Annotated in this window: 24 protein-coding genes; all 24 read right to left on the minus strand. The window is 64.8% G+C overall.

Annotation, left to right across the window (positions count from 1 at the left end):
• Positions 1–31: 31 nt before the first annotated feature.
• The gene (locus C8C92_RS21300; RefSeq protein ID WP_099762897.1) at positions 32–481 is read right to left on the minus strand and encodes an excinuclease ATPase subunit; all 450 of its coding nucleotides are present in this window, start codon (positions 479–481) and stop codon (positions 32–34) included.
• Between the two features lie 73 nt (positions 482–554).
• Positions 555–1787, minus strand: coding sequence for a beta-ketoacyl-ACP synthase (locus tag C8C92_RS21305; protein ID WP_116745171.1), 1233 nt, complete (start codon positions 1785–1787; stop codon positions 555–557).
• Entirely contained in the window at positions 1784–2509 is a 726-nt protein-coding gene (gene fabG, locus C8C92_RS21310; RefSeq protein ID WP_180287884.1) for a 3-oxoacyl-ACP reductase FabG, read from the minus strand. The genes C8C92_RS21305 and fabG overlap by 4 nt, the downstream gene beginning before the upstream one ends.
• Positions 2502–2975 (minus strand): hotdog family protein, encoded by a 474-nt coding sequence (locus C8C92_RS21315; RefSeq protein ID WP_116745172.1) that lies wholly within the window; start codon positions 2973–2975, stop codon positions 2502–2504. Before C8C92_RS21315 ends, fabG begins: the two co-directional genes overlap by 8 nt.
• On the minus strand, positions 2972–4162 hold the full coding sequence (locus tag C8C92_RS21320; protein ID WP_207781031.1) for a beta-ketoacyl-ACP synthase: 1191 nt from the start codon (positions 4160–4162) through the stop codon (positions 2972–2974). The genes C8C92_RS21315 and C8C92_RS21320 overlap by 4 nt, the downstream gene beginning before the upstream one ends.
• Entirely contained in the window at positions 4163–4717 is a 555-nt protein-coding gene (locus C8C92_RS21325) for a DUF3261 domain-containing protein (protein ID WP_099762894.1), read from the minus strand.
• The gene (locus tag C8C92_RS21330) at positions 4717–7113 is read right to left on the minus strand and encodes an MMPL family transporter (RefSeq protein ID WP_116745173.1); all 2397 of its coding nucleotides are present in this window, start codon (positions 7111–7113) and stop codon (positions 4717–4719) included. The genes C8C92_RS21325 and C8C92_RS21330 overlap by 1 nt, the downstream gene beginning before the upstream one ends.
• Before the next feature lie 5 nt (positions 7114–7118).
• Entirely contained in the window at positions 7119–7730 is a 612-nt protein-coding gene (locus C8C92_RS21335; protein ID WP_116745174.1) for an outer membrane lipoprotein carrier protein LolA, read from the minus strand.
• Complete coding sequence (locus C8C92_RS21340; RefSeq protein WP_116745175.1) at positions 7727–8182, minus strand: acyl-CoA thioesterase; 456 nt, start codon at positions 8180–8182, stop codon at positions 7727–7729. The genes C8C92_RS21335 and C8C92_RS21340 overlap by 4 nt, the downstream gene beginning before the upstream one ends.
• On the minus strand, positions 8175–9743 hold the full coding sequence (locus C8C92_RS21345) for an aromatic amino acid ammonia-lyase (protein ID WP_116745176.1): 1569 nt from the start codon (positions 9741–9743) through the stop codon (positions 8175–8177). The genes C8C92_RS21340 and C8C92_RS21345 overlap by 8 nt, the downstream gene beginning before the upstream one ends.
• On the minus strand, positions 9730–10701 hold the full coding sequence (locus C8C92_RS21350; protein ID WP_116746073.1) for an acyltransferase: 972 nt from the start codon (positions 10699–10701) through the stop codon (positions 9730–9732). Before C8C92_RS21350 ends, C8C92_RS21345 begins: the two co-directional genes overlap by 14 nt.
• Positions 10698–11453, minus strand: coding sequence for a glycosyltransferase family 2 protein (locus tag C8C92_RS21355; protein ID WP_243420317.1), 756 nt, complete (start codon positions 11451–11453; stop codon positions 10698–10700). Before C8C92_RS21355 ends, C8C92_RS21350 begins: the two co-directional genes overlap by 4 nt.
• Positions 11446–12534, minus strand: coding sequence for a class I SAM-dependent methyltransferase (locus tag C8C92_RS21360; RefSeq protein ID WP_116745177.1), 1089 nt, complete (start codon positions 12532–12534; stop codon positions 11446–11448). Before C8C92_RS21360 ends, C8C92_RS21355 begins: the two co-directional genes overlap by 8 nt.
• Complete coding sequence (locus tag C8C92_RS21365; protein ID WP_116745178.1) at positions 12528–14372, minus strand: AMP-binding protein; 1845 nt, start codon at positions 14370–14372, stop codon at positions 12528–12530. Before C8C92_RS21365 ends, C8C92_RS21360 begins: the two co-directional genes overlap by 7 nt.
• Positions 14365–14910: a hypothetical protein gene (locus C8C92_RS21370; protein ID WP_099762887.1), complete on the minus strand. Its 546-nt coding sequence runs from the start codon at positions 14908–14910 to the stop codon at positions 14365–14367. Before C8C92_RS21370 ends, C8C92_RS21365 begins: the two co-directional genes overlap by 8 nt.
• A gap of 3 nt (positions 14911–14913) precedes the next feature.
• A complete protein-coding gene (locus tag C8C92_RS21375) occupies positions 14914–15171 on the minus strand; it encodes an acyl carrier protein (protein ID WP_034750398.1) in 258 nt (85 codons plus the stop codon).
• Between the two features lie 29 nt (positions 15172–15200).
• Complete coding sequence (locus C8C92_RS21380) at positions 15201–15455, minus strand: phosphopantetheine-binding protein (RefSeq protein ID WP_071322591.1); 255 nt, start codon at positions 15453–15455, stop codon at positions 15201–15203.
• On the minus strand, positions 15448–16239 hold the full coding sequence (locus tag C8C92_RS21385) for a lysophospholipid acyltransferase family protein (RefSeq protein WP_116745179.1): 792 nt from the start codon (positions 16237–16239) through the stop codon (positions 15448–15450). The genes C8C92_RS21380 and C8C92_RS21385 overlap by 8 nt, the downstream gene beginning before the upstream one ends.
• Positions 16232–16993: a beta-ketoacyl synthase chain length factor gene (locus tag C8C92_RS21390; RefSeq protein ID WP_116745180.1), complete on the minus strand. Its 762-nt coding sequence runs from the start codon at positions 16991–16993 to the stop codon at positions 16232–16234. The genes C8C92_RS21385 and C8C92_RS21390 overlap by 8 nt, the downstream gene beginning before the upstream one ends.
• A gap of 568 nt (positions 16994–17561) precedes the next feature.
• Positions 17562–18635, minus strand: coding sequence for an ABC transporter ATP-binding protein (locus C8C92_RS21395; RefSeq protein WP_099762884.1), 1074 nt, complete (start codon positions 18633–18635; stop codon positions 17562–17564).
• A gap of 22 nt (positions 18636–18657) precedes the next feature.
• Positions 18658–20448: an iron ABC transporter permease gene (locus C8C92_RS21400; RefSeq protein WP_096237142.1), complete on the minus strand. Its 1791-nt coding sequence runs from the start codon at positions 20446–20448 to the stop codon at positions 18658–18660.
• 78 nt (positions 20449–20526) lie between these two features.
• Complete coding sequence (locus C8C92_RS21405) at positions 20527–21624, minus strand: ABC transporter substrate-binding protein (protein ID WP_099762883.1); 1098 nt, start codon at positions 21622–21624, stop codon at positions 20527–20529.
• Between the two features lie 46 nt (positions 21625–21670).
• Positions 21671–22651 (minus strand): tripartite tricarboxylate transporter substrate-binding protein, encoded by a 981-nt coding sequence (locus tag C8C92_RS21410; RefSeq protein WP_099764478.1) that lies wholly within the window; start codon positions 22649–22651, stop codon positions 21671–21673.
• A gap of 9 nt (positions 22652–22660) precedes the next feature.
• Positions 22661–23722 carry a porin gene (locus C8C92_RS21415; protein ID WP_116745181.1) on the minus strand — a complete coding sequence of 354 codons (1062 nt, stop codon included), beginning with the start codon at positions 23720–23722 and terminating at the stop codon, positions 22661–22663.
• Between the last annotated feature and the right edge of the window lie 188 nt (positions 23723–23910).

A 23910-nucleotide genomic window follows, 5' to 3' on the forward strand; every position in this document is an offset into this window, starting at 1 on the left:
GATATGGACGATTTCCCTGCTACTCCGCTGCTTACTTAGCTGCTTTTAACTTCACGAACTCGCCCTTCAAGGCCACGCCCGTCATCATCGTGCCTTCATGGCATTCGAATTCCGTGGCGCTGGAATGTTCGACATTCTTGTAGTTGCTGACGATATTGACGACAGCGTCGGCGCCCACCGATTGGGCGCGCTTTTGCAGCGCCAGCATGGCCGACAGGAAGGCCCAGTTGCACGAGGTTTCTGCCGACTTGCCAACACCATTGGTTTTCTGGCTGGTCTTGTCGCTGCTGATGCGCGTGGCAATCGCGGGCGTTGCCTGGTCGCCAAAATAGAATTTGACGGTATCGCCAAGACGGGCCTGGGCATCGTTGGCGGACATCGCATTGGCGATCGGCATCATGTGTTTGGTATCGCCTGCCTGTGCCGGCAAGACGACTGTCAGCGCTGCACTCATTGCTGCCAGGATCATCATTTTTTTCATGCTGTTTTCCTCGATAAGATAGAGATGGTACAAAAAGAAGCGCCTGCGCCGTTTGCGCCAGCACAAGCGTGCGTCACGGCCGGTAACGCTTGAAAATCAGCGACGTGTTGATGCCGCCAAAGGCAAAATTGTTCGACATCACGTACTCGCATTCGATGGCCCGGCCTTCGCCGGTGATGTAGTCGAGCGGCGCGCATTGCGCGTCGACTTGCTGCAAGTTGATGGTGGGCGCAAACCAGCCTTCGCGCATCATCTCGATGCTGATCCACGCTTCCAGCGCGCCGCAGGCACCCAGGGTGTGGCCCATGTAGCTTTTCAGCGAACTGATGGGGGTGCTGTCGCCAAACACCTCGAACGTGGCTTGCGATTCGGCGATATCGCCCTGCTGCGTGCCGGTGCCATGCGCATTGATGTAGCCGATATCGGACGGCTGCAAGCCCGCGTCGGCCAGCGCCAGCAGCATCGCCTGGCGCATGGTGGCGGCGTTCGGCTGGGTCACGTGGCAGCCATCGCTGTTCGTGCCGAAGCCCACCAGCTCCGCATGGATGGTGGCGCCGCGCGCCTGCGCGTGGTCGAACTCTTCCAGGATCAGGCAACCGGCGCCCTCGCCGATCACCAGGCCATCGCGGCTGGCGTCAAAAGGACGCGGCGTCGTGTGGCCCGCGTCGTTGCGCGTGCTGGTGGCGAACAGGGTGTCGAAGACGGCCGCCTCGGTGGCGCACAGTTCCTCGGCGCCGCCGGCGATCATCGCCAGCTGCTTGCCGCCGGCGATCGCCTCGTAGGCATAGCCGATGCCCTGGCTGCCCGAGGTGCAGGCGCTCGATGTGGTGATGACTCTTCCCGTGACGCCGAAAAACACGCCGATATTCACGGGCGCCGTGTGCGCCATCATCTTGATGTAGGTGGTGGCGTTGATGCCCTTGGTGGTGCGCTCTTCCATCATGCGGCCAAAGTCGCCGATGGCGCTGGGCGTGCCAGCGGACGAACCGAAGGAAATGCCCATCTGCCCGCTTTTCACCACGGGGTGCCCGGCCAGGCCCGCGTGTTCCAGCGCCAGTTCGCTGGCGCGCGTGGCCATCAGCGCGATGCGCCCCATGCTGCGCACGGCCTTGCGGTTGTAGCGCTCCGTCAGCGCGAACGGCGCGGCCGGCGCGCCCAGCTGCGTATTCAAGCCTTCGTAATCGGCCCACTCGTTCATGCGCACGATGGCGTTGCGGTATTCGCCCAGGCGCTGGCGGATGGCCGGCCAGTCATTGCCGATCGGGCTGATGCCGGCCATGCCGGTCACGACTACCCGCCGGCTCATGCCATGCCTCCATTCACGGAAATGACCTGGCGCGTGATGTAGCCCGCCTCCTCGCCGACGAGGAAACTGACGGCAGCGGCCACCTCGTCCGGCGTGCCGACCCGGCGCGCGGGGATCATCTTCAGCGCTTCGTCGAGCGGCACCTCGCTGATCATGTCCGTCTCGATCAGGCCCGGCGCCACGCAGTTCACGGTGATGGCGCGCTTGGCCAGTTCCAGCGCCAGCGCCTTGGTGGCGCCGATGATGCCGGCCTTGGCCGCGCTGTAATTGACTTGCCCCCGGTTGCCGATCAGGCCCGAAACGGACGCCATGGTGACGATGCGCCCCGGCTTGCGGCGCTGCACCATCGGCATCACCAGCGGGTTGAGCACATTGTAGAAACCATCGAGGTTGGTCTGCAGGACGATGTCCCAGTCCTCGCCCGACATGGCGGGAAACGCATTGTCGCGCGCCACGCCGGCGTTGCACACGACGCCGTAATAGCAGCCATGTTCGGCGATGTCCGCTTCCAGTGCGCAAGCTGCCGCGGCACGGTCGCCGATATCGAACTGCAGCACGCGCGCCGCGCGTCCCAGCGCCCGCACCTGCTGCGCCACCGCGTCGGCTTCGCCGCGCGCGCTGCGGCAATGCAGCACCACGTCAAAACCGTCGCGCGCCAGTCGCAAGGCGATGGCCTTGCCGATGCCGCGCGACGACCCCGTCACCAATACACTCTTACTCATGCTGTGCTCCATTCATACTCTCCTGCAGAAATTGCTTTGCATCCTCGGGCTGGAATACCGTAATCGTCGCCTGCGCCAGCACGGCGCCGGCCATCTCGATACGGCACTCGAACGCGCCCAGTCCATTCTCGCCCTGCAAGGCTTGCTGCACATGCACCTGCAGCACGCTGCCATCCACAAACAGGGGCAGCTGCGCTTCGTAGCGCCGCGCCCCCAGCAAAAAACCGATCTTCACGGGCGCGCCGACCAGCCGCGCCAGGTAGCCCGCATGCGCGGCGATCGCCTGCGCCATGTATTCGATGCCGACCCAGCTGCCCACACCTGCCGACGGCGCATCATAAAACACGCTGCCAGCATGGATGGTCACTTCGGCGCACAGGTTTTCCGCATCGGCCGACAACACCCGGTCGAGCAGTACCATGGCACCGGAATGGGGCACCAGCTCGCCGATACCTGGAAAACTCATGCTCCCCTCCCGAACAGCAGGGCGGCGTTCGAGCCACCGAAGGCAAACGAGTTGCTCAGCGCCCAGTCGAGCGGACGCCCCAGCCGCGCGCCGGGCAAGGCCAGGCGCAGCGGCGGCAGAGACGCATCGGGCACGCCATCCCACAGGTGCGGCGGCAGCAGCCCTTCGGCGTTATCGTCCTGCATCGCCAGCCAGCACAGCGCGGCCTCGATGGCCGCCGCCGCGCCCAGCGCATGGCCTGTCAGCGGCTTGGTGGAACTGCTCATCGCCGTGGCGCCGAACAGGTCGGACACCACGCGCGCTTCCATCGCATCGTTTTGCGGCGTGGCCGTGCCGTGCAGGTTCACATAGTCGACTTGCGACGCGGCGATGCCGGCGCGCGCCAGTGCCTGGGCGATGGCCAGCCGCGCGCCGCCGCCTGCGGGATCGGGCGCCGACATATGGTGGCCGTCAGACGATTCACCCCAGCCGCGCAAGGCCACTGCGGCCGGTTGCGCCGTCATCAGGAACAGGGCCGCGCCCTCGCCGATATTGATGCCGTCGCGGTTCGCGCCGAACGGATTGCAGCGCCGTGCGCTGACAGACGCCAGCGCGGAAAAACCGGCCACGGTAAAGCCGCACAGGGTATCGACGCCGCCCGCCAGCACGGCGTCGCACAGGCCCATGCGGATCAGGCGCGCCGCGCTGGCCATCGCCTTCGCGCTCGACGAACAGGCGCTCGAATGCACCAGGGCCGGGCCGTCGATGCCCAGTTCCCCGGCCAGCATCAGCGCCGGCGACGCCATCTCCTGCTGGCCATAGTGGAAAGCCTCCGGCAAGCCGTCGCCCGCCACATGCTGGCCGATCGCGCCTTCCGTCTCGGCGATGCCCGACGTACTCGTGCCGATCACCACGGCGACGCGGTCCGCGCCGTAGCGGGCGATGGCCTGCTCCACGGCCGGGCGGATCTGCGCCAGCGCCGCCAGCGCCATCCGGTTGTTGCGACTGCGCGCGGCGATGCCGTGCCGCGCCACCGATGGCAAGGCCGCGTCGACCACGCCCAGCGGCAGCACGCGTCCCGGCGTGTAGGTATCGACGGGCACCACGCCGCTGTGCGCGGCGAACAGGCGCGCGCGCACTGCTTCGCGGCCGGCGCCCAGCGCGCAGACGATGCCGCAATCATTCAGGTACACAGTCAAGCCAGTCATTCAGCTTCCTTCCGGGGCGTTCTGTATCGTCAGGCGATAGCGGTAGCGCAGGTTATCGAGCACCACCGTGCCGCTCCAGCGCGGCATGCCGCTGTAGTCGATCACCGTCACCGCCTCGTCATGCAGGAACAGGGTGCGGCGCAAGCCGCTATCCTCGATGCGCCAGCCGGCCGGCAGGGCTTGCGCGATCGCCTCGCGCGGCCACAGGGTCAGCTGCATGTCTTCCAGCACGTCCTCGGCGCGCACCTGCGCCGGCAGCATCAGGTGGCGCCAGGAGGTCATCTCCTTGCCGTCGTAGTGCAGCGACAGCACGCGCTGGCCAAATGCCAGTCCCACCAGGTCGAGATGCGATGGCTCCACTTCCAGCGCCGCATCGAGTTCGTCGATGCGGCCCGCCCGTTCGACGACCAGGTGCTGCTGCACGCTGACCGTGGCGCCCAGCGCCTGCGGCGCCAGTTTCAGGCCCAGGCGCGCGGGCGTCGAAGGCGGCACGCTGGCGCAGCCGGCCAGTGCCAGCAGCAGTGCCGGCGCCCATCGTTGACAGTGCAAAAACATCAGATTTCTCCTGCGGCATCGGCCGCGCTACGAGGGTCGGGGTCGGGGTCGGCTTCGGCAAAGCACGGCGACAGCAGCCATACCAGCGCCGTGCCGATCAGCATGGTCAGGCCGAATGCCTGCAATGCGGCCGTCTTGCTCAGCGCCAGCAAGCCGAAAGACAGAATGGTATTGGCCGCCGACAGGCCCACGGCCAGCCATGGCGTGTCGTTGCGGCGGTCAGGGTGCTCCTGCATGAAGATGCCGTAATCGACGCCCACGCCCAGCAGCAGCATCAGCGCCAGCACGTGGAACAGCTGCAGCGGCAGGTTCAAATAGCCCAGCAAGGCCAGGGCCGCCACGCTGGCCAGCGCCGTGGGCGCCAGCACGCGCCAGGAGCGGCGCCGGTAACGGGGCAGCAGCAAGCCGAAGACCACCAGGTAGGCGCCCAGCACCACGGCGCCCATATAGACGCGGTAGCGGCCCAGCACCGACGAAATTTCACTCACCTTGTCGACCCACTGCACCCCTGGCATGCCGTCGCCCGCCTGCGCCAGCAGGGGAATGGCCGCATACTGCATGCCGCGCAAGGCGACGATGGAGGCATAGCCGCCTTCCACCTTGCCCAGCCACAGATGGCGCCATGGCTCGCTGGCCGGCACCTTCAGGAAGGCATCGATCGACAGCGGCGCACCGGCTTGCGCCAACTGCGCGCGTACCTTGCCGGCCCACTCGGGACCTTCATCGACGGACTGCGCCAGCAAGTCGAGCGCGGCGCCCGGCTGCAGGATGGCCGTGTCGAGCAAGACCCGGCGCGCCGCCTGCGTGTGCAGCGACGGCACCCAGTTCGACATGGCCTGGACGCCGCTGATGTGCTTTTGCGCGATCAGCGGCAGCAGGCGCTGCTTCAACGCTTCCTCGCGCTGCAGCACGCTTTCCGCGCTGTCGCCGCGCACCAGGTAGAACTGCACCGGCGTGGGCCCATCGAGCAATTTGCTCAATTTGATCTGGTCGCGTATCAGGTGCGCGGGCGGCGTTTGCAGCAAGCGGATATCGTCGTTGACGCCCAGGCGGCTGATGCCGAAGAGCGCAAACAGGGCAAACAGCACGCCGCCAGCCAGGGTGGCGCGGTTGGCCCGCAACAGCGGCCAGCGCGCGCGCGCCGCGCCGTAACGCGCGACCAGGGCGCCGCTCTTCAAGGTGCCGCCACCAATCAGCGCGGGGAACCAGCACACCACCGTCAGCCAGGCAAACACCAGGCCCAGGGCGGAAAATACGGCCATATGGCGCAAGCCGGGGAATGGCGTCAGCGCCAGGCCCATGTAGCCGATGACGGCGGCCAGCAAGGTCAGGCACAGGCCCGGCAGCAGACGGCGCAGCAAGGTGCGCGAATCGAGCGCCGGATCGGCGCCCAGGCGGTTGCATAGAAAATAAATGCCGTAATCCTGCGCCACGCCGATCAGGCTGGCCCCAAAGACCAAGGTCATCAGGTGTAATTTGCCAAACAGCAGCCAGCACACGGACAGGGAACCGAGGCAGCCGATGCCGATCGACAGCAGGATCAGCGAGATCGGCTTGAATGAGCGGAAGGTGAACCACGTCAGCAGGATGATGCCGGCCAGGGAGCCCAGGCCGATGGTCGACATTTCGCCCGCCGCCTGGCTGCTGGCCGCCGCCGCATGCAGGATCACGCCGGCGCTGATGATTTCCACGCCGGGCACGGCCTGCCGCGCCGCCGCTTCGGCTTGCGCCAGCGCGGGCATCACGCTTTCCTGCGCGCCCAGCGAAAAGGCGGGCAGGCTCAAGGTCATCGGCAGCAGCACATACTGGCGCTCGCCGTCGGCGACGAACAAATGGCCGTCGCGCGGACGCACCGGCGTTTCCTGCGCGCGCTCCTGCACCCAGCCGCCAAACAGGCCGAAGGGATCGTCCTGCCAGGCGCCCAGCTTAGGTCCGCCGAAGGGGCTGTAGAGCTGACTGAGCGCCGAATCGCGCCAGAACTGTGGCGTCTCCTGGCGCAACTGCGTTTCCTGCGGCGCCGTCAGTAAGGTCAATCGATGCTGCTGGAACAGCGCCAGCCAGTCGTTCTGCGTCTGCTCGTCGAGCGGGGTGGACTGGAACAGGCCCGCATGGCGCGCCAGCACGGCACTGTAGGCATCCGCCGCGCGCTTCGCATCGCTCCATTCGGCAGCGCCGACCAGCACCACCACGCGCTGCTGCGCCGCGTCGACCATGTGCGTAAATGACGCCTGCAGCACCGGGTCGCGCTCCTGCACCGGCAGCAAGGCGAGAATGTCGGTTTCGGGCGCGATGCGCTTGCCCAGCCACAGATAGGCGTTATGCGCCAGCAGCAGCGCCACCACCAGCGCCCAGGCGATGGCCAGCAGGCGCCAGGCGTTGCGGCCGCGGTTTGTCAAGGAAGTCAAAACAGGGCCGCCTCTTGCGCCGTGATGGCGGACGGTCCCGTTTCAATCGCCGAGAACACGATGCTGGTACGGTCGCCGCTCGCCTCGCTGATGCTGATGTTTTTCACGAAGGCGCCGCCATCGAGGCGGATGCTGCCGATGGCCTTGGCCAGCGCCGGCTGGCGCGCCTTCAGCGCCACTTGCCAGGTGCCGCCATCGATGCTGCCATCCACTTCAAACAGCGTATCGAGTTGCGCCAGGTCGCCGGCCAGCAGCGAAAACAGCACGCTGTTGATCATCTTGACCACCGGCTCCGTCTTCGCGTCGAGGCGCATGGCCACGCGCTCGCCCTGGAAATGCACGATCTCGTCGCGCGTCAGGCGCAGGGTATTCGGAAACGGCTGCAAGGTGCGCCACAAGACGCCTTTGCCGGCCACCACGCAAAAGCGGCCATTCGAGGCCAGCGCCTTCTTCATGCCGGCCAGCTGCTTGCTCTGGTCGAAGCGGCCGCACAGCTGCTGCGGCTTGGCCAGCATGGCCTCGATCTTCGCCACCGGTGCGGCCGCGTGCAGCGGCGCCATCGCCAGCAGGCACAGGCCCGCCAGCAGGACTTTGAATTGTTTTTTCATACGGCCTTCAATCCCAATTTTTCAAACAAGATGGGCGGCGAGGCAAAACACATCTCGCCGCTGGCGATATCGACGGCGACCTGCGTCGTGCTGGCGCGGTTCAGGCGCTTGCCCGTCGCGCTGTCGCTGACCTGGTACTCGATCTTCAGACGGTGCTCCCACTCCACCAGGTCGGCACGCAGGGTCAGGCGCTGGCCAAAGGTGGCCGGCGCCACGTAGCGCAAGTGCATGTCGATCACGGGCCAGGCATAGCCGGACGCTTTCATGTCGACGTAGTTGTAGCCTATGCTGTCGAGCAGCGCGCAACGCACCACTTCGAGGTATTTCACGTAGCGGCCGTGCCAGACGATCTCCATCGGGTCCAGGTCGAAGAACTGCACCTGCATCTCCACTTCGGCGTGCCAGCGGCTGGGCGCGGCTTTCTTGCCGCGCACTTTATGCGTCTCAGTCATGCCCGGCTCCGTACAGTGGCCAGGCTTGGGCGCGAATGCGTTCGAGCAGCACGCGCAGTTCCGGGTCGAGCCGGCGGTCTTCCTCCACGGGGGCGATATCGGCGGCCAGCGCCGCCATCATCGCCGCCAGCGCCGCTTGCGGCGGCACGTCAGGATTGACCTTGCAGCGCAGCCAGACGCCCTGGCGCACGGTAATGAGCAGCGCCGCAGCGACCTGCTCGCACAGTTCCAGCACGCGCAGGCAGTCGCGCGCGGCGATGGTGCCCATGCTGACCTTGTCCTGGTTGTGGCATTCGGTCGAGCGCGAAAACACCGAAGCGGGCATGGTCAGCTTCAGCGCTTCGGCCGTCCAGGCGGAGGCGCTGATCTGCAAGGCCTTCAGGCCGTGGTTGATGGCCGCGCGCGGTCCGGTGGCACCCGACAGATTGGCCGGCAAGCCCTGGTTGTAGCGGCTGTCGACCAGCAAGGCCATCTGGCGGTCCAGCAAGTCGGCCAGGTTGGCCACCGTATTCTTCATGCTGTCCATGGCGAAGGCGATATGCCCGCCGTAGAAATGCCCGCCATGCAGCACGCGCTCGCCTTCGGCGTCGATGATGGGATTGTCGTTGGCGCTATTGAGTTCATTCTCGATCGACGAACGCAGCCACGGCAAGGCGTCGGCCAGCACGCCGATCACGTGCGGCGCGCAGCGGATCGAATAGCGGTCCTGCAGCCGCTTGCCGTTGCGTTCCCAGGAATCGGTGGGCAGATCGGTGCGCAGCCAGGCCGCCACTTGCTGCATGCCGGGATGGGGCTTGACGGAGAACAGGGTTTCATCGAAGTGGTGCGCGTTGCCATCGAGCGCAAACGAGGCCATGGCCGTGATGCGGGTCGTCAGGCGCATCAGATACTCGGCGCGCTCATACGCCAGGCACGCCAGCGCCGTCATGACGGCCGTGCCGTTCATGATCGCCAGGCCTTCCTTCGGACGCAGGCGCAGCGGCGTGATGCCCGCTTCGCGCAGCGCCTGTTGCGCCGGTACCTGTATCCCGTCGCGCCACACCTCGCGTTCGCCGCACAGCACCGCCGCCAGGTAGGACAGCGGCGTCAGGTCGCCGCTGGCGCCGACCGAACCTTCCGAGGGAATCAGCGGCAGCAGGCCCGCATCGAGCAGGCGCGCGATCTGCGCCAGCAGTTCCACGCTGACGCCGGAAAAACCTTTGGAGAGCGACGCCAGGCGCGTGGCCATGATGGCGCGCGTCTGCGCCGGCGTGAAGAATTCGCCCAGGCCGCAGCCGTGATAGGTGTACAGGTGGTGCGGCAGCTCGGCCACCAGTTCAGGCGGCACGGTCACGGTGCACGAATCGCCGTAACCCGTGGTCACGCCATAGATGGTGCCGTCCTCGCGCAGCAGGCGGTCGAGGAAATCGGCGCCGCGCGCGATTGCCGCCAGAAAGACGGGGTCACTGGACAGTTCGGCGCTGGCCCGGCCATGCGCGATGTCGGTAATGTCTTCGATGCGCAGGCGCTCGCGGTCGAAGCGGACGGCGCGCCGGGTGTTTTTCAGATCAGCGAGTTGCATCGGGAGTATCCAGTCTTGAAGTATCGGGGAGTTGCCAAAAATCGTAGAAATTGAACCATTCGAGCGGCGCGCGCAGGCAGTGGTACTGCAGGCGCGCCGCATAGGCGCCCGCCAGTTCGGCCAGCATCGGCTCGCGCGATTTACGCGGCAGGTGCAGCGACTCGCGGAACAGTTCGAAATGGATTTCGGAGCGCTGGCCGAGGCGCATGGAAAACAGCAGATACACCGGGCATTGCAGCACGCTGGCCAGCACATATGGGCCGATCGGAAAGGCGGCCGGCTGGCCCAGGAACGGCGCCACGGCCACGCGCGGCTGGGGCGAGACGGGAACGCGGTCGCCGGCGATCACCACAAACTCGCCTTGCGCCACCTTTTCCGCCAGCAGCATGGCCGTGGCAGGCGTGATTTCCGTCACCTGCATCAGATTGAGCTGGCTGTCAGGATTGAGACGCTCGAGCATGCGGTTGAACGCCTGCGCATGGCGCGTGTGCACGAGCACCGTCAGCTTCAGGCGCGCATTGCGCTGCGACAGCACGCGGCACAAATCCAGGTTGCCCAGGTGGGCGCAGATCAGCAAGGCGCCACGCCCCTCGTCCAGGCAGCGGTTGACGCCATCGTCGCCGTCGACGCCGTGCAGGCTCACGCTGCGCGTGTCGTACAGCCCGCCCCACAGCAGCATCTTGTCGAGGATGGTTTCGGCAAACGTGGCGAAGTGCCGCAGCACGCTCAGGTTTGCCGGGCCGCCGCAGGCCGCGACGCGACGCAGGTAATTGCGCGACACGCGGCGCGCACGCGGCTTGGTCAGCACGTACCAGGCCAGCACCGGGTACAGCACGATGCGGAAAGGCCAGCGGCCGAAGACGCGGCAGATCCAGAACAGCAGGCGCATGCCGGCCACGAAGCTGACTTCATTGAAGCCGGACCAGTGTCCGCGCGGCTGTTGTGGCGCAGCCGTCATCGCGCGCGCCAGTGGCGGGCCAGCAGGCGCGGTGCGCGCCACAGCATGCCGAAAAACAGGCGCGCGTGCATGCGCGAAATGAGCACGTTGTCGCGCCACAGCTGAAAATGCGAGACGCCGTCGCTGGGGTAACCGACGCGCGTGGGCAGATTTTCCATCGACAAGCCATCCCAGTACAGGCGCACCAGCACATCGGTATCGAAATTCATGCGCTGTCCCAGCGCGCCCCGCTGCGCCAGCGCCATCAGCGGCGCCAGCGGATAGACGCGAAAACCGCACATGGAGTCGCGGATCTGCAGCGACAGGGTATTGATCCATACCCAGACGTGCGTCGCATAGCGGCCATAGTAGCGCGCCTTGGGTACCGACGCGTCGTACACGGGATAGCCGATCACCACCGCTGCAGGCGTGGCTTGCGCCTGCGCCAGGAAGCGCGGCACATCGTCCGTTTCGTGCTGGCCGTCGGCATCGATCTGCAGCGCATGGCTGTAGCCGTGCGCATGCGCGTGACGGCAGCCGGTCAGCACCGCCCCGCCCTTGCCCTGGTTGTGCGCATGGCGCAGCAAGGTCACGCGCGACGGATGCGCGGCGGCCAGCGCGTCGAGGGTGCGCGCGCCGGCGCCGGCGCTGCCGTCGTCGACGAGGATCAGCGGCACGCCATGCGGCAGCAGGCGCTGCACCACGGCGCCGATCGCGTGTTCATGATTGAACACGGGGATCACGATGCAAGGGTGAAAACGCACTTCAGTCACTGCGGGCTCCGGCGCGGCCAAAGCGCAGCAGCGAATGGCAATAGCCGATGCCGTCGCGCGTGGTCAGCAGCTCCAGGCCGGCCGCTTGCGCCAGGCGGATATAGTCGGCGCTCTGGTAAATCTTGCTGTTACCGCTGGCCATGGCCGTGAAGTATGGCGAAGTGTTGATCAGGCAGTAGGCGGCGATATCGTACTGCTGGCGGTCCCAGAAGGTATCCATGATCAGCACCTGCCCGTTCGGCCCCAGCGCCAGCGCCACGCGGCGCAGGATGCTGGCGATGGCCGGCTCGCTGAAACAGCTGAGAAATTGGCTCATCCAGATCAGGTCCATGCCGGTCGGCAGCGGCGCGGCGTCGTCGAGCAGGTCGCAGGCGTGCAAATGCGCGCGCTCGCGCACGCCGGCATCCGTCAGGGTCTGATCGGCCACGGCAAGCTGGCGCTCCAGATCGACCAGGTGCAGTTCCACGCCCGCATGGTAGGCCAGCGCCGCACTGGCGAACTTGCCCGTATTGGCGCCGATGTCCATGATGCGGCGCGGCGCCGTGGCAAAGACGTCCGGGAAAATCTCGGGGAACGAGGTGTCCGAATAGTGGTGGTCGAAGGCGAACCAGCTGCCCTTGGCCGGTTCCGACAGCGCCGACAGACCCTGGTACAGGGTGGGCCAGTCGCCCAGCGCGGCCAGTCCCAATGGCTGCTCGGCATCAAGCGAACGGTCCAGGTCGAACAAGCCCTGGTAGCAGACGTCATGCATGAAGTCCAGGTTGACCTGGGTGATGCTGTCCGTCAGCATGCAAAAGCCTATCTTGTCGAGCACATACGCACCGTCGCGCAGCGAAACGACGCCGGCCGACAGGCACGATTCGAGCGCCACCTTCAGCGCATACTCGGTCCAGCGGCCGCTGGCAGACATGTCTGCAATCGTCAGGCCGCTGTGGCCCGTGTCGGCCAGCGCCTGCAGCATGCCGCGCTTCCAGGCATAGCGCACGCATTGAAAGACGACGGGACCGAAAGCGATTTTTTGCGCCTCGAAACGGGCGGCAAAGGCGGTCTGGCGTTCGGGTGAGAATTTTTTATCTAACATGCGCTCGTTGCTGGAAGGGGTGTATCGGCGCCGCTACCGGGAACGGCAGCGGCATTCGGGTGGAACAGGATGCGGCCGCTGGCATGCTGGCCGGCGTCCGACAGATAACGAAACTGCAGGCTGGCCTTGAGCGCGTCATACTCCAGCGCCAGCCGCACGGGCCGGTCCGGCAGCACCGGCTGCTGGAATTTCAGGGCATGCATGGCGCGGAACCGCGCGGGCAGCGCCAGGTGCTGGCGCGCAAAGTGCAGCGCCCACTCCACTTGCACCACGCCGGGCAGCAAGGGCGCGCCCGTGAAATGGCCATCGAAATAGAACAGATTCGCGGGGACGTACAGTTCAAACAGCAGCCGTAGCGTTTCGCCTTCGGCCGAACGTTCGATCAGCTGCACCTGCGGCAGGCGGGGCGGCTTGTCCACCTGCGCCAGCAAGGCCAGCAACAGCGCCTGCGTCGTCTTGCCCTGCGCATTGATGGGCAGCTGTTCCAGGTAGCGCCAGCGGCGCGGCAAGGCAACGGGGTCGACCTGGCCGCCCAGCGCCGTTTGCAGCTGGCGGTTCAGGGCCAGCTTGCCTTCGGCGTCGAGCAGCGCGCGGCCGGCAGCGCTGCAGACGATAAAGGCAGCCACTTTCTGACGCTCGCCAGCCGGCGCATCGCACAACAGGACGCGCGCGTCCTGCACCAGCGGCGTGGCCAGCAATGCCGCTTCGATGGCATTGAGGGAAATGCGTTTTTCTTCGATCTTCACGATGCGGTCGCTACGCCCCAGCAACTGGAAGCGTCCTGGCGCCGTTTGCCGCGCGCGGTCGGCCAGACATAGCCAGCCATCGTCGGCCAGGTGCGCCGAACGCACTTCCAGCACGCCGTCGTCCAGCAGGCGCCAGTCCACGCCGGGAAATCCTTGCCAGCTCTCGTCGTCAGGACGCTCTGGAGCACGCTGGCGCCAGGCCACGCCGCCCGTCTCCGAGCTGCCATAGATTTCGCAGGGCACGCGGCCAAGCAGATTGCCCGCCGCCAGCGCACTGTCCCGGGCCAGTGGCCCGCCCGAGGAAAACACGGCGCGCAGCTGCGCGCGTGCGCCGGACCAGTCGATGTGTTCCGGCAGGCGCTTCAGGTGCGCGGGACTGGCGGCCAGCACGCACGGACCGCGCGCCAGCAGGGCGGCCAGCTGTTCCGGGTAATCCACGCTGTGCGCATGCACGGCACGCCCGGCGGCCAGCGGCCACAGGACCTTGAACAGCAAACCGTAGATATGCTGGTGCGTGACGGTGGCGACGACGGCGGCGCCATCGGCGTGCCCGCCAAACAGCAGCTCCAGCGTGGCCACTTCGCTGCACAGCTGCGAGAGTTTTTTCGGCATGGCTTGCGCCGCGCCCGTGCTGCCGGAGGTATGCACCACCAGCGCCGGAAAGTCGTCAGCGAGCACGGTCCATGCGCGCCCGGCCAGGCCGTCGGCAGGCAGCGGCAACGGCGCAAGCGCGGCCGGGAACTGCCCCAGGAAACCATCGACGGATGCAGCCAGCGAGGCGCAACTGGCCGGCAGCGTATCGGCCGTCAGCCAGATGGTCTTGCCCACCTGCCAGGCGCCCAGCAAGGCGGCGCCAAACTCGATGCTGTCATCCAGGTACAAGGCGAAATGACGGCCTGCCTGGCGCTCCAGCAAGCCGGCCCACGCTTCCATGCGCGCGGCAAAATACGCGTGATCGAGCACCTCGCCATCGCGCCAGCCGACAGGAATGGCTGGCGTACGGTCATGCATGGCCAGCGCAAGGCGCGCCAGAGAGGAAATCGGCGGATGTGCTGCAGGTACGGAGACTTCCGGCAAAAAGGATTCAGGCATGGTGCAAACGCTTAAAACGCAGGCGGACGAGATACTCGCCGCCAAATAACAGGGCCATCAGGATATAGGCGATGACGCCCGTGTACAGCGACCAGACGGCTTCGCTGGCCCACAGCGCCGTGCCCAGCGCGATGCCGCCATTGACGATGAAAAAGCCGCACCAGAGCTGCGTCACGCGGCGCGTATAGCGCACGGCCGCAGGTGGGAAATCCTTCTCGCGCAAGCGCGCCAGGCGTTCCACCACCGACGGCGGCGCCCACAGGCTGTAGCCGAAGGTGGCCAGCAAGACGACATTGACCAGTACCGGATACAGTTTCAGCGGCAGCAGCAGGTTGCTCCACAGGGCGATGGCGGCCAGCAGCAGCGCGGCGGCCACCGACCAGCGCGCGGTGCGCTGCAACTTCAGCGCTGGCAGGCGGCAGCCGACGGCCAGCAACAGCAACAGCGCCAGCCAGCGCGGTTCGACCTGGCCGTGACCGAGCCAGATCGCCAACGGATACAGTACGGTCAGCAGCAACGCGACGGCATTGAGCAGCACGCGTTATGCCGCCTGTTCCGACACCGACATCGCACGCAGCGCCTCGACCACGTCGTCGATCGTGCGGATGGTCTTGAACACTTCCGGCTGCAGGCGCTTGCCCGTCAGCTGCTTCAGCTTGACCGCCAGGTCGACCGCGTCGATGCTGTCGATATCGAGTTCGGCATACAGATTCGACTGCGGCGTCAGCGCCGCTGGATCAAGCTCGAACATTTCGGCCAGCAGCTGCACTACCCATGCGTACAGTTCATCGCGGCTCATTGCGCTCATATCTACCATTTTGCTGCTCCTTACTTCTTTCTGTGAGTGTCAACCATGGCCGCCAGCGCCCGTACCGAGGCAAAGTGGCGGCGCGTATCGGCCGAATCGGCCGACAGGGAAATGCCGTATTTTTTTTGCAGGGCGACGCCCAGTTCCAGCGCATCGATCGAATCGAGTCCCAGTCCCTCGACAAACAGGGGCGCATCCGTATCGATATCGGCAGCGCTCATGTCTTCCAGTTGCAGCGCCTCGATGATCAGTTCCTTCACTTCTTGTTCAAGCATGTTGTTCCTGTTTCCCGCTAAAATAATGTTGCAGATGAGTGGTCAAAGTGCGCGCCGCCATGACGTCGCTGGCGCCACCGCCGGTAAACTCGTCGATCGCCAGGTCGTCCTGCACGGCGATCTCGAAATGCGCGCGGCGCGCCGGCACGCGCCACCACGGCTCGCCCTTGCCCAGAGTCCTGGGCAGGCAACGTATCAGCACGGGCGTCACGTCGCGGCGGCCGCGCACGGCGATATTGGCCGCGCCCCGCTTCAGCACGACCTCGCCGCTACATGGCGTGCGCGTGCCTTCCGGAAAAATGATCAGGTTATTGCCGCGTGCCAGCGATGCCAGGCAGGCGTCCACCAGTTCGGCGCCGCCCGTGTTGTTGATATAGCCGGCCGCGCGCACGGGACCGCCCGTAAACGGGTTATTCCACAAATCGGACTTGACGATGCAATCGGCCTGTTTGACATACGCCATCAGGAAAATCGTGTCGATCAGGGTCGGATGATTGGCCAGGATCAGCAAGCCGCCCCGCTTCAGCTTATCCAGGCCGTGCAAGTCATAGCGCAACACGCCGAGAAAACGCATCAGGCCGATATACAGGCGAAAACTCCAGCCGATGATGGCACGCGCGCAGGCAATGCGCGTCTCGCGCCGCCACACCAGTACCTGCAGCACGGGGAACACCAGCACGCGCAGCAGCAAGCCACCGAGGCCGAAGGCGACAAAACTGAGCGCGGTCGCGATGGTACGCCAGCCTATCGACAGGCTGGCGCGAACAGCCTCCAGCTTATGCATGGCGGCTCCAGCACCATGTCTGGCGGTTGGCCGCATGCTCGAACGAGCAGGCCTCACCGAGCATGAATCGCAACACGGCCAGACTGCCCGGCATGGCGCCGGCGGCTGGCGCCAACGCATCGCCGCTGCCGCGGGCGCGCCACGTCAGGCTGAAAGCGGTGCCCGGGGATTCCTCGGCCTGCAGCAGCCAGGCAAACGCATGCGGCTGCTCATGACAGTCTTCAAAGGCCTCGAATGGCACTGGCAAGGGACACTCGGCCAACACCAGCAATACCTGCGCCGCGCCATCGGCCAGCAAGCCGCACGCTTCGATCACCGCGGCCGCGAGGCTGGCCGCACCGGCGGCGACGGCCAGCTGATTGGCCATATCGGCGCGGGCGATGGAAAACAAGCCTGCGCTGGCATTGTGCACGGCCATGCCGAACGCCGTCGGCGACAAGGGTTCGCCGTGGGCCAGCGCCGACAACAGTTCGACGGCGCGCGCCACCTCGCCATGGCGAGAACAAAAAACGAGCGGAACATCGCGCTGTTCGCCGAGGCAGGCGTACGCCACTTCGAGCGCCATCTTGCCCAGCTGACCGGCGCGGCGGCGCTGCATCGGCGCCATCGCACGCACGCCTGGCTCGCCAGCGGCAGCAATCGGCGCGACGGGCAAGGCGCTTTGCGCCCAAGCGTGCCATTGCTGCGGCGTTTCCAGGCCTGGCGCCCAGGCGGCATGTCTGACAATTGAAAAACGGACACCATCGGTGCGCATATGCATTTTCCTGAGTTCAAAAAAAGGGCGAACTCACGTCAAAACTGCGCAAAAAGCCCCGCCGGCGTTCTTTTCAAATTATAAACGATGGAAGAAAAAATAACTAAAATAAATGGCCGTGAAGCAACTTTTTAAATGTAAATACAAAATGTTTTTTAAAAAGATGCTCCGCTGTAGTTACTATTTGTAACACCTCCATCCATTATCTTCGATGGAAAAGCGGCATTCTCAGAAATAGTATTTTTTATCCATGATCACCATAAGCTGCACAGGCACCCCATGCGAGCATTATTTTTAGATAACACACGCAGCAGGCGCAGCGGCGCGGCAAACACAGTCATCGGGGATGACTGGCCAGTGTGCCGCCAAGAGGGAAAGCTGAAAAAAGGGGATGCACATACTACCCACATATGGCGGCAGCGAGGATGAATGGGGTGTACAGCAAGGACAATACAGAGCGTTTGCTTTATGCCAGTGCCAGCCGGCCAATTCAACTGTGGCGGCCAGGCGGCCAGCGCCGCGCAGCAAGAGCAATACACTGCGCGCCGGCGTGGCCACCTCGTTACCGTTAAAACACCCAGAGTTTATCGGCCGGCATGTGCAGCCAGTACTTGCCCGCGTCGAGCTTGTGGCGCGAATACGCGCGCAGGCTGATATTCTCGGCACCGCCGCGCTCGAACAGGCATTCCCAGCGGTCGCCCAGGTACATACAGGTCAGCAGCGGCAGTTCGATGGCATTGTCGACCTGCGTGGCGCTGATCTTCACCTCCTCGACCCGGATCATGGTGGTCACGTCCGTGCCCACGTTGGCGCCGCGCGCCACGCCCTGCATGGAGGCGCCGTCGATCAGCAAGCGCACCTGATTGCCATCGCGCTGCACCACCTTGCCGGGCAGGCGGTTGTTACTGCCCATGAATTCGGCCGTAAACAAGGTGTCGGGCGTTTCATACATGCTTTGCGGCGTGCCCTGCTGCTCGATCTTGCCGTTATTCAGTAGCAAGATGCGGTCGGAAATGGCCATCGCCTCGCCCTGGTCGTGCGTCACCATCAGGGCCGACAGGCCCAGGCGCACGATCAGTTCGCGCAGGAAGGCGCGCGCTTCCTCGCGCAGCTTGGCGTCCAGGTTCGACAGCGGTTCGTCGAGCAGGATCACGGGCGGGTTGTACACCAGTGCGCGGGCGATCGCCACGCGCTGCTGCTGGCCGCCTGACAGCTGATGCGGATAGCGTTCGCCCAGGTGCCCCAGGCCCAGCTGCGTCAGCACTTCCTTGATGCGCGCGGCGATCTCCGTGCTGCCCATCTTGCGCAATTTGAGGCCATAGGCGACGTTGTCGAACACGGTCTTGTGCGGCCACAGCGCGTACGACTGGAACACCAGTCCCAGATTGCGATGCTCGGCCGGCATCTCGAAGTGCTTCGCGCCATCGTAGACATTGCGCTCGCCGATCTCGATGGTGCCCGCCTTCGGGCTTTCCAGCCCGGCGACGGCGCGCAGCAAGGTGGTCTTGCCGCTGCCCGAAGGCCCCAGCAAGGCGACCACTTCGCCTTTTTTCAGGTGCATCGAGACACCTTTCAGGATCTGGTTGGCGGCAGCGCCGGTGCCGTAGTCCAGGTGCAATTCATTGACGGTCAGTTCATTCATGATGTGGTCTCAGTCTTTGTATTTAGTTATGTAACTTCACGCCGAAGCGCAGCGCGATGCCCAGGCCGATGGCCACCAGGGTGATATTGATGAAGGACAGTGCCGCCACCAGGTCGGTCGAGCCGCCGGCCCACAGCGATACCAGCATGGCGCCGATCACTTCCGTGCCCGGCGAGAGCAGGTACACGCCCGTCGAATATTCGCGCTCGAAGATCAGGAACACCATCAGCCAGGCGCCCAGCAAGCCGTATTTGATCAGCGGCAGGGTGACGTCGCGCGTCACCTGGCCGCGGTTGGCGCCGACGGCGCGCGCCGCCTCTTCCAGTTCCGGTCCCACCTGCAGCAGCGCGGTGGAAATGAGGCGCATGCCGTAGGCCATCCACACCACCGAATACGCCAGCCACAGGGCGAAGATGGTCGAGCGCACTTCGCGCAGCACGGGGATCACATGGCCGCTCAGCCACAGGGCCACGCCGTTGTCCATGCCTTTCAACATGCCGTCCAGCCAGGCCGGCACGAACAGGAATACCCACAGGAAGGACAGGCCGGCCAGCAGGCCCGGCACGGCGCGTGGCACCAGCACGCTGTAGTCGAGCAGGCGCGTGATGCCGTCCTGCTTGCGGTGCATGGCCAGCGCGATGAAGCTGTAGCAGCCGACGGCCAGCGCGCCGCCGACGACGCCGATCAGGATGGTGTTGACGATGCCGCGCACCAGCGACGGCTGGTCGAAAATATCGCGGAAATGCTGCAGGGTCAGCACGTCGGCCAGGTGCACGCCTTCGCCCCAGTACTGCACGAAGGAGCGCAGCACGATGCCCGTCAGCGGCAGGATGATGGTGAAAATCAGCCAGCCCGCCAGCAAGGCAAAGGCCAGCCACTTCCAGCGGCCCAGCGGCATGGCCTTGCTGCGCGCACCCTTGCCCTTGATCGACACATACTTGTTGGCGGACTTGAGCAGCCAGCGCTGTATCATCACCAGCGGCATCGTCACCATCACCAGGCAGACGGCGACGGCAGCCATCAGGTGGTAGGACGGCGTGCCGAGCTTGTTCGTCAGCTTGTACAGATAGGTCGGCAGCACCAGATGGCCTTCCGGATCACCAAGCACCAGCACCAGGCCGAATACTTCGAAGCCGAGGAAGAACACCAGCACGCCCGCATACGCGAGCGCCGGCATGATCATCGGCAGCGATACATTGAGCATCACCTGGATCGGCGAGGCACCGGCCACGCGGGCCGCTTCCTCGACATCGGAACCGAGGCTTTTCAGTGCCGACGAGGCATACAGGTAGACGTGCGGCACGTGCGTCAGGCCGGCGATAATGACGATGCTGGTGAAGGAATAGATATTCCAGGGCACGAAGCCGAGCAGCTCCTTGGCCCAGATCGAGTAAAAGCCCACGGGACCCATCGAGACGACATAGCCAAAGCCCATCACCATCGGCGAGACAAAGATCGGCACCAGCAGCATCGGCGCCACCCAGCCGCGTCCCGGCAAATCGGTGCGCACCATCAGGAAGGCCAGCATGCCGCCCAGCGGCACGGCGATGACGGTCAGGCCGAAGGCCAGCATCAGGCCATTCTTGAAGGCCATGGCGAAATCGGGATCATCGAAGATGAAACGGTAAGAGTCAAAGCCGAATTCGCGCACCGGCATGAAAAACGGCGCGTTCAAAAAGCTCTGGTAAAAAATCAGGAACAGCGGCAGGAAAATGGCGATCAGCGTGATCGTCACGACCACACCGCGCGACCAGTTCAGGCGCGACAAGGGAGAGCGCGACCGTGCAGGCAGCGGCAAGATGGCAGTTTGCATGATGAATCCAATGAATGAAGGGTGCTGCGTGTGCCCGCAAGCCAGGCTCGCGGGCGGCCAAGACGGCGTTGGCTATTCCTACTTCTTGCCGGCTGTTTCTTTCCACTGTTTCAGGAAGGCCATGCGCTTGGCCGGTCCCAGAAATTGCAGGATGATCGGGTGCACGGGAATCGGCTTGACGTTGGCCGCGCCGATTTGCTTGATCAGGTCAGCCGACGTGGTTTCGCCCGTGACGTCGGCGCGGATGGCGAACAGCTTGGCGCCGTTGGCGATGATGGTCTGGCCGCGGTGCGACAGGATGTAATCGAGCCACAGCTTGCTGGCGTTGACGTTCTTCGCGTTCTTGTTGATGAACTGCACGCGCGACAGGATCAGCGTGTAATCCTTGGGCAGCACCACGCCGATCGATGGGTCGGTCTTGGCGCGCACCAGGGCATACGAGCCCAGTACGTTGTAGCCGATCAGGTTTTCACCCGAGGAGATACGCTCCATCATGGTGCCAGTCGACGACTGCACGCGCACCTTGGCGGTACCAAACGCATTTTCCAGCGCCAGGAATTGCGGATATTCCTTGGCATCCTGCGCCATGAACATGAAGCCCACGCCCGACTTTTCGATGTCGTAGGTGGTGACCTTGTCCTTGAATTTCGGCGTGGCGATCAGCTTGACGAAGTCGTCGTGGTTCTTCGGCACTTCCTTCGGGTCGAGCAAACGCTTGTTGTAGACGATGGCGGCCGGCTCGAACGTGGTGCCATAAGCCTGGTCATCCCACATGGCCCAGCCAGGAATCTTCGCCGCTTCGACGGATTTGTACTTCAGGGCGTAGCCGTCCGAGGCCAGGCGCATCTGCAAATCCATCGCCGACGACCACATCACGTCGGCAGTGTTGCCGCCCGCCGCCACTTCGGAAATGAAGCGGTTGTACACCTCGGTGGAATTCATGTCGTTGTATTCGACCGAAATGCCCGGATACAGGGCGCTGAAGTCCTTGATCAGCGGCGCGGCGGCCTTGCTGTCGGTGGCGCTGTAGATCACCACCTTGCCTTCCTTCTTGGCCGCATCGACGATCTTCTGGTAATCGGCCGGATAGCCGGGCGGCACTTGCGCAACAGCGGCGCCGGCCAGGCTGGCAAACGCGGTGGCAATGGCGGCTTGAAGCAGGGTCTTGGTTTGCATGGGGTTGTCTCCGTCTGTGAAATAATTGTTTTAAATGGAATGCCGTTCAGCGCATCAGGCCAAGCTCATTCGCCTGCCTCGCATACTCATCGACTGCCTTCCTGACATACGCAGTCAGCTTCGGCCCCGTCAGGGCGAACGGGTACAGGCCTGCCTGCGCGCGCCATTCGGCGAACTGCGGCGTGGCCATGGCACGCTCAAAGGTGGCCACCCAGCGCTGATAGTCCGCCTCGGGCACCTGCGGCCCCATCCACACGCCGCGGATGATGGGCCAGACCACGTCGACGCCCTGCTCGCGCGCCGTCGGCACACCGGCCAGCACACCGGGCAGGCGTTTTTCCGACAGCACGGCCAGCACGCGCGCATGGTTGGCGCCGGCGTTCAGGGTGGCTTCGGACGTGTCGCCCGAGACCACCTGCACATAGTCGGCCTGCATCGCCGTAAACACTTCGCCGCCGCCTTCGAGGGCGACGAAGCGCAGCACTTTCGGGTCGATGCCGGCATGGCGCGCCACCAGCGCCATCTTCAGCCAGTCCTGGCTGCCGATGGTGCCGGAGACGCCGATCAGCACCTTGTCCGGATGCTGGCGCAGCGCGGCGATCAGGTCGGCCAGGCTCTTGTAGGGCGAGTCGCTGCGCACGGCGATCATGCCGTAATCGGCGCCCAGCGCGGCCACCCAACGCACGTCGCCCGCCTTCGCATTGCCGAACTTGCCCTGCGCCAGATTGAGCAACGAGCCGCCCGAAAAGGCCACCAGGGTGTTCGCTTCCGCGCGGCGGCGCTGCGAGCCCATCGAGTGCCAGGCCACCGCGCCGATGCCGCCGGGCAGGTAACTGATGCGCATGGGACCTGCAGCAGCTGCCACGCCCTCCTGTGCCAGGCCTTTTTTCGCCAGCTTGCACGTCAGGTCCATGGCGCCGCCCGGCTTGGACGGCACCACGCATTCGACCGGCGCTGGCGTCGCCACCTGTGCCCCGGCAAGAACGGGCAGCAGGCATGGCAGCAACAGGAACAGGGAGCGCAGCATGATCATGGCTTAGAAGCGGTGCTGGATGCCGGCGATCAGGCCGCGCTGCGTGTCGCCGAAACCGGCATCGTCACGCGACAGGCTGACCAGCTGCTTGTGCTTGGCCTTGGCGTAGGCGCCTGCCACGTACAGGTCGGTGCGCTTGGACAGCGCATAGCGCACGCGCGCCACGTACATGATCGGATCGGCATCGAGGTTGGCAGCCACGTTTTTCACGTCCTGATAGTAGATCACGCCCGTCAGGGTGATGACCGGCGTGGTCTTGTAGCTGACGCCGCCCCAGTACAGGGTGCCGCGCACGTCGGCCTTGCCGGCGGCTGCCGGATCGAGCTTGTAGTCGCGCGCCGCCGCCTGCACTTTCCACGGGCCGTCGTCATACATGGCGCCCAGGTGATACACGGTGGTCTTGTCGCGCGCGCCGCCGGCGATGGCATTGCCGTTCACCTGTTCATACGTGGCCAGCAGGCTGACAGGTCCGGTCTTGTAGGTGAGGGCCGTCGACAGCTTGGCGCTGTCCGAATTGCCCGTCGACTGTTCGCCGAAGCCGTACGATGCACCGTAGCTGAAGCCGCCCGTCTTGCCCGAGTACTTGACCATGTTGTCGAAGGCCGTCGTCATGCCGTATTTGCTCGGGCCCGTCGCGTTGGCCGAGGTGGCCCACGAGTAGAACGGCGCATAGGCCATCGGATCGAACGGCAGCACGAAGTCATACACTGTGGTAAACGAGCGTCCCAGCACGACGCGGCCAAAAGCGCCTTCCAGGCCCACATTGGCCTGGCGCTTGAACAGCGCACCATCGGCCGCGCCCGTGTCGACCAGGATCCCGCCTTCCAGATTGAACACGGCTTTCAGGCCACCACCGAGGTCTTCACTGCCCAGGATGCCCCAGCGCGAGGTGTTCATGCCGCCGGAGCTCACTTGCGTCACCGAGCTTTTGTTCGGACCGGCGTTGCTGGTATTGCTGATGCCGGCGTCCAGGCGGCCGTACAGGGTGACGTTCGACTGGGCGTGGGCACTGCCGGCAGCGGCGAGCACCGCCATGGCGGCCAGCGAGAATGCAGTTTTTTTCATGTAAAGTGTCTCCCTTAGATATAGTTATTGGTGATATGCCCGATTCATTTCGTGAATCAGGATCACACTATATGAGCGCCAGCCTTTCAATTGGCTTTCAGCATGACAGGTGTCGCCGGCCAGCCACAAGGGGCGCAAACATATTCATCGCCGCCCCTGCCGCCAGGCTTACACTGCATCATTTCAAC

The sequence above is a fragment of the Janthinobacterium sp. 78 genome (assembly GCF_003096775.1).
Classification (GTDB): Bacteria; Pseudomonadota; Gammaproteobacteria; order Burkholderiales; family Burkholderiaceae_D; genus Janthinobacterium; species Janthinobacterium tructae.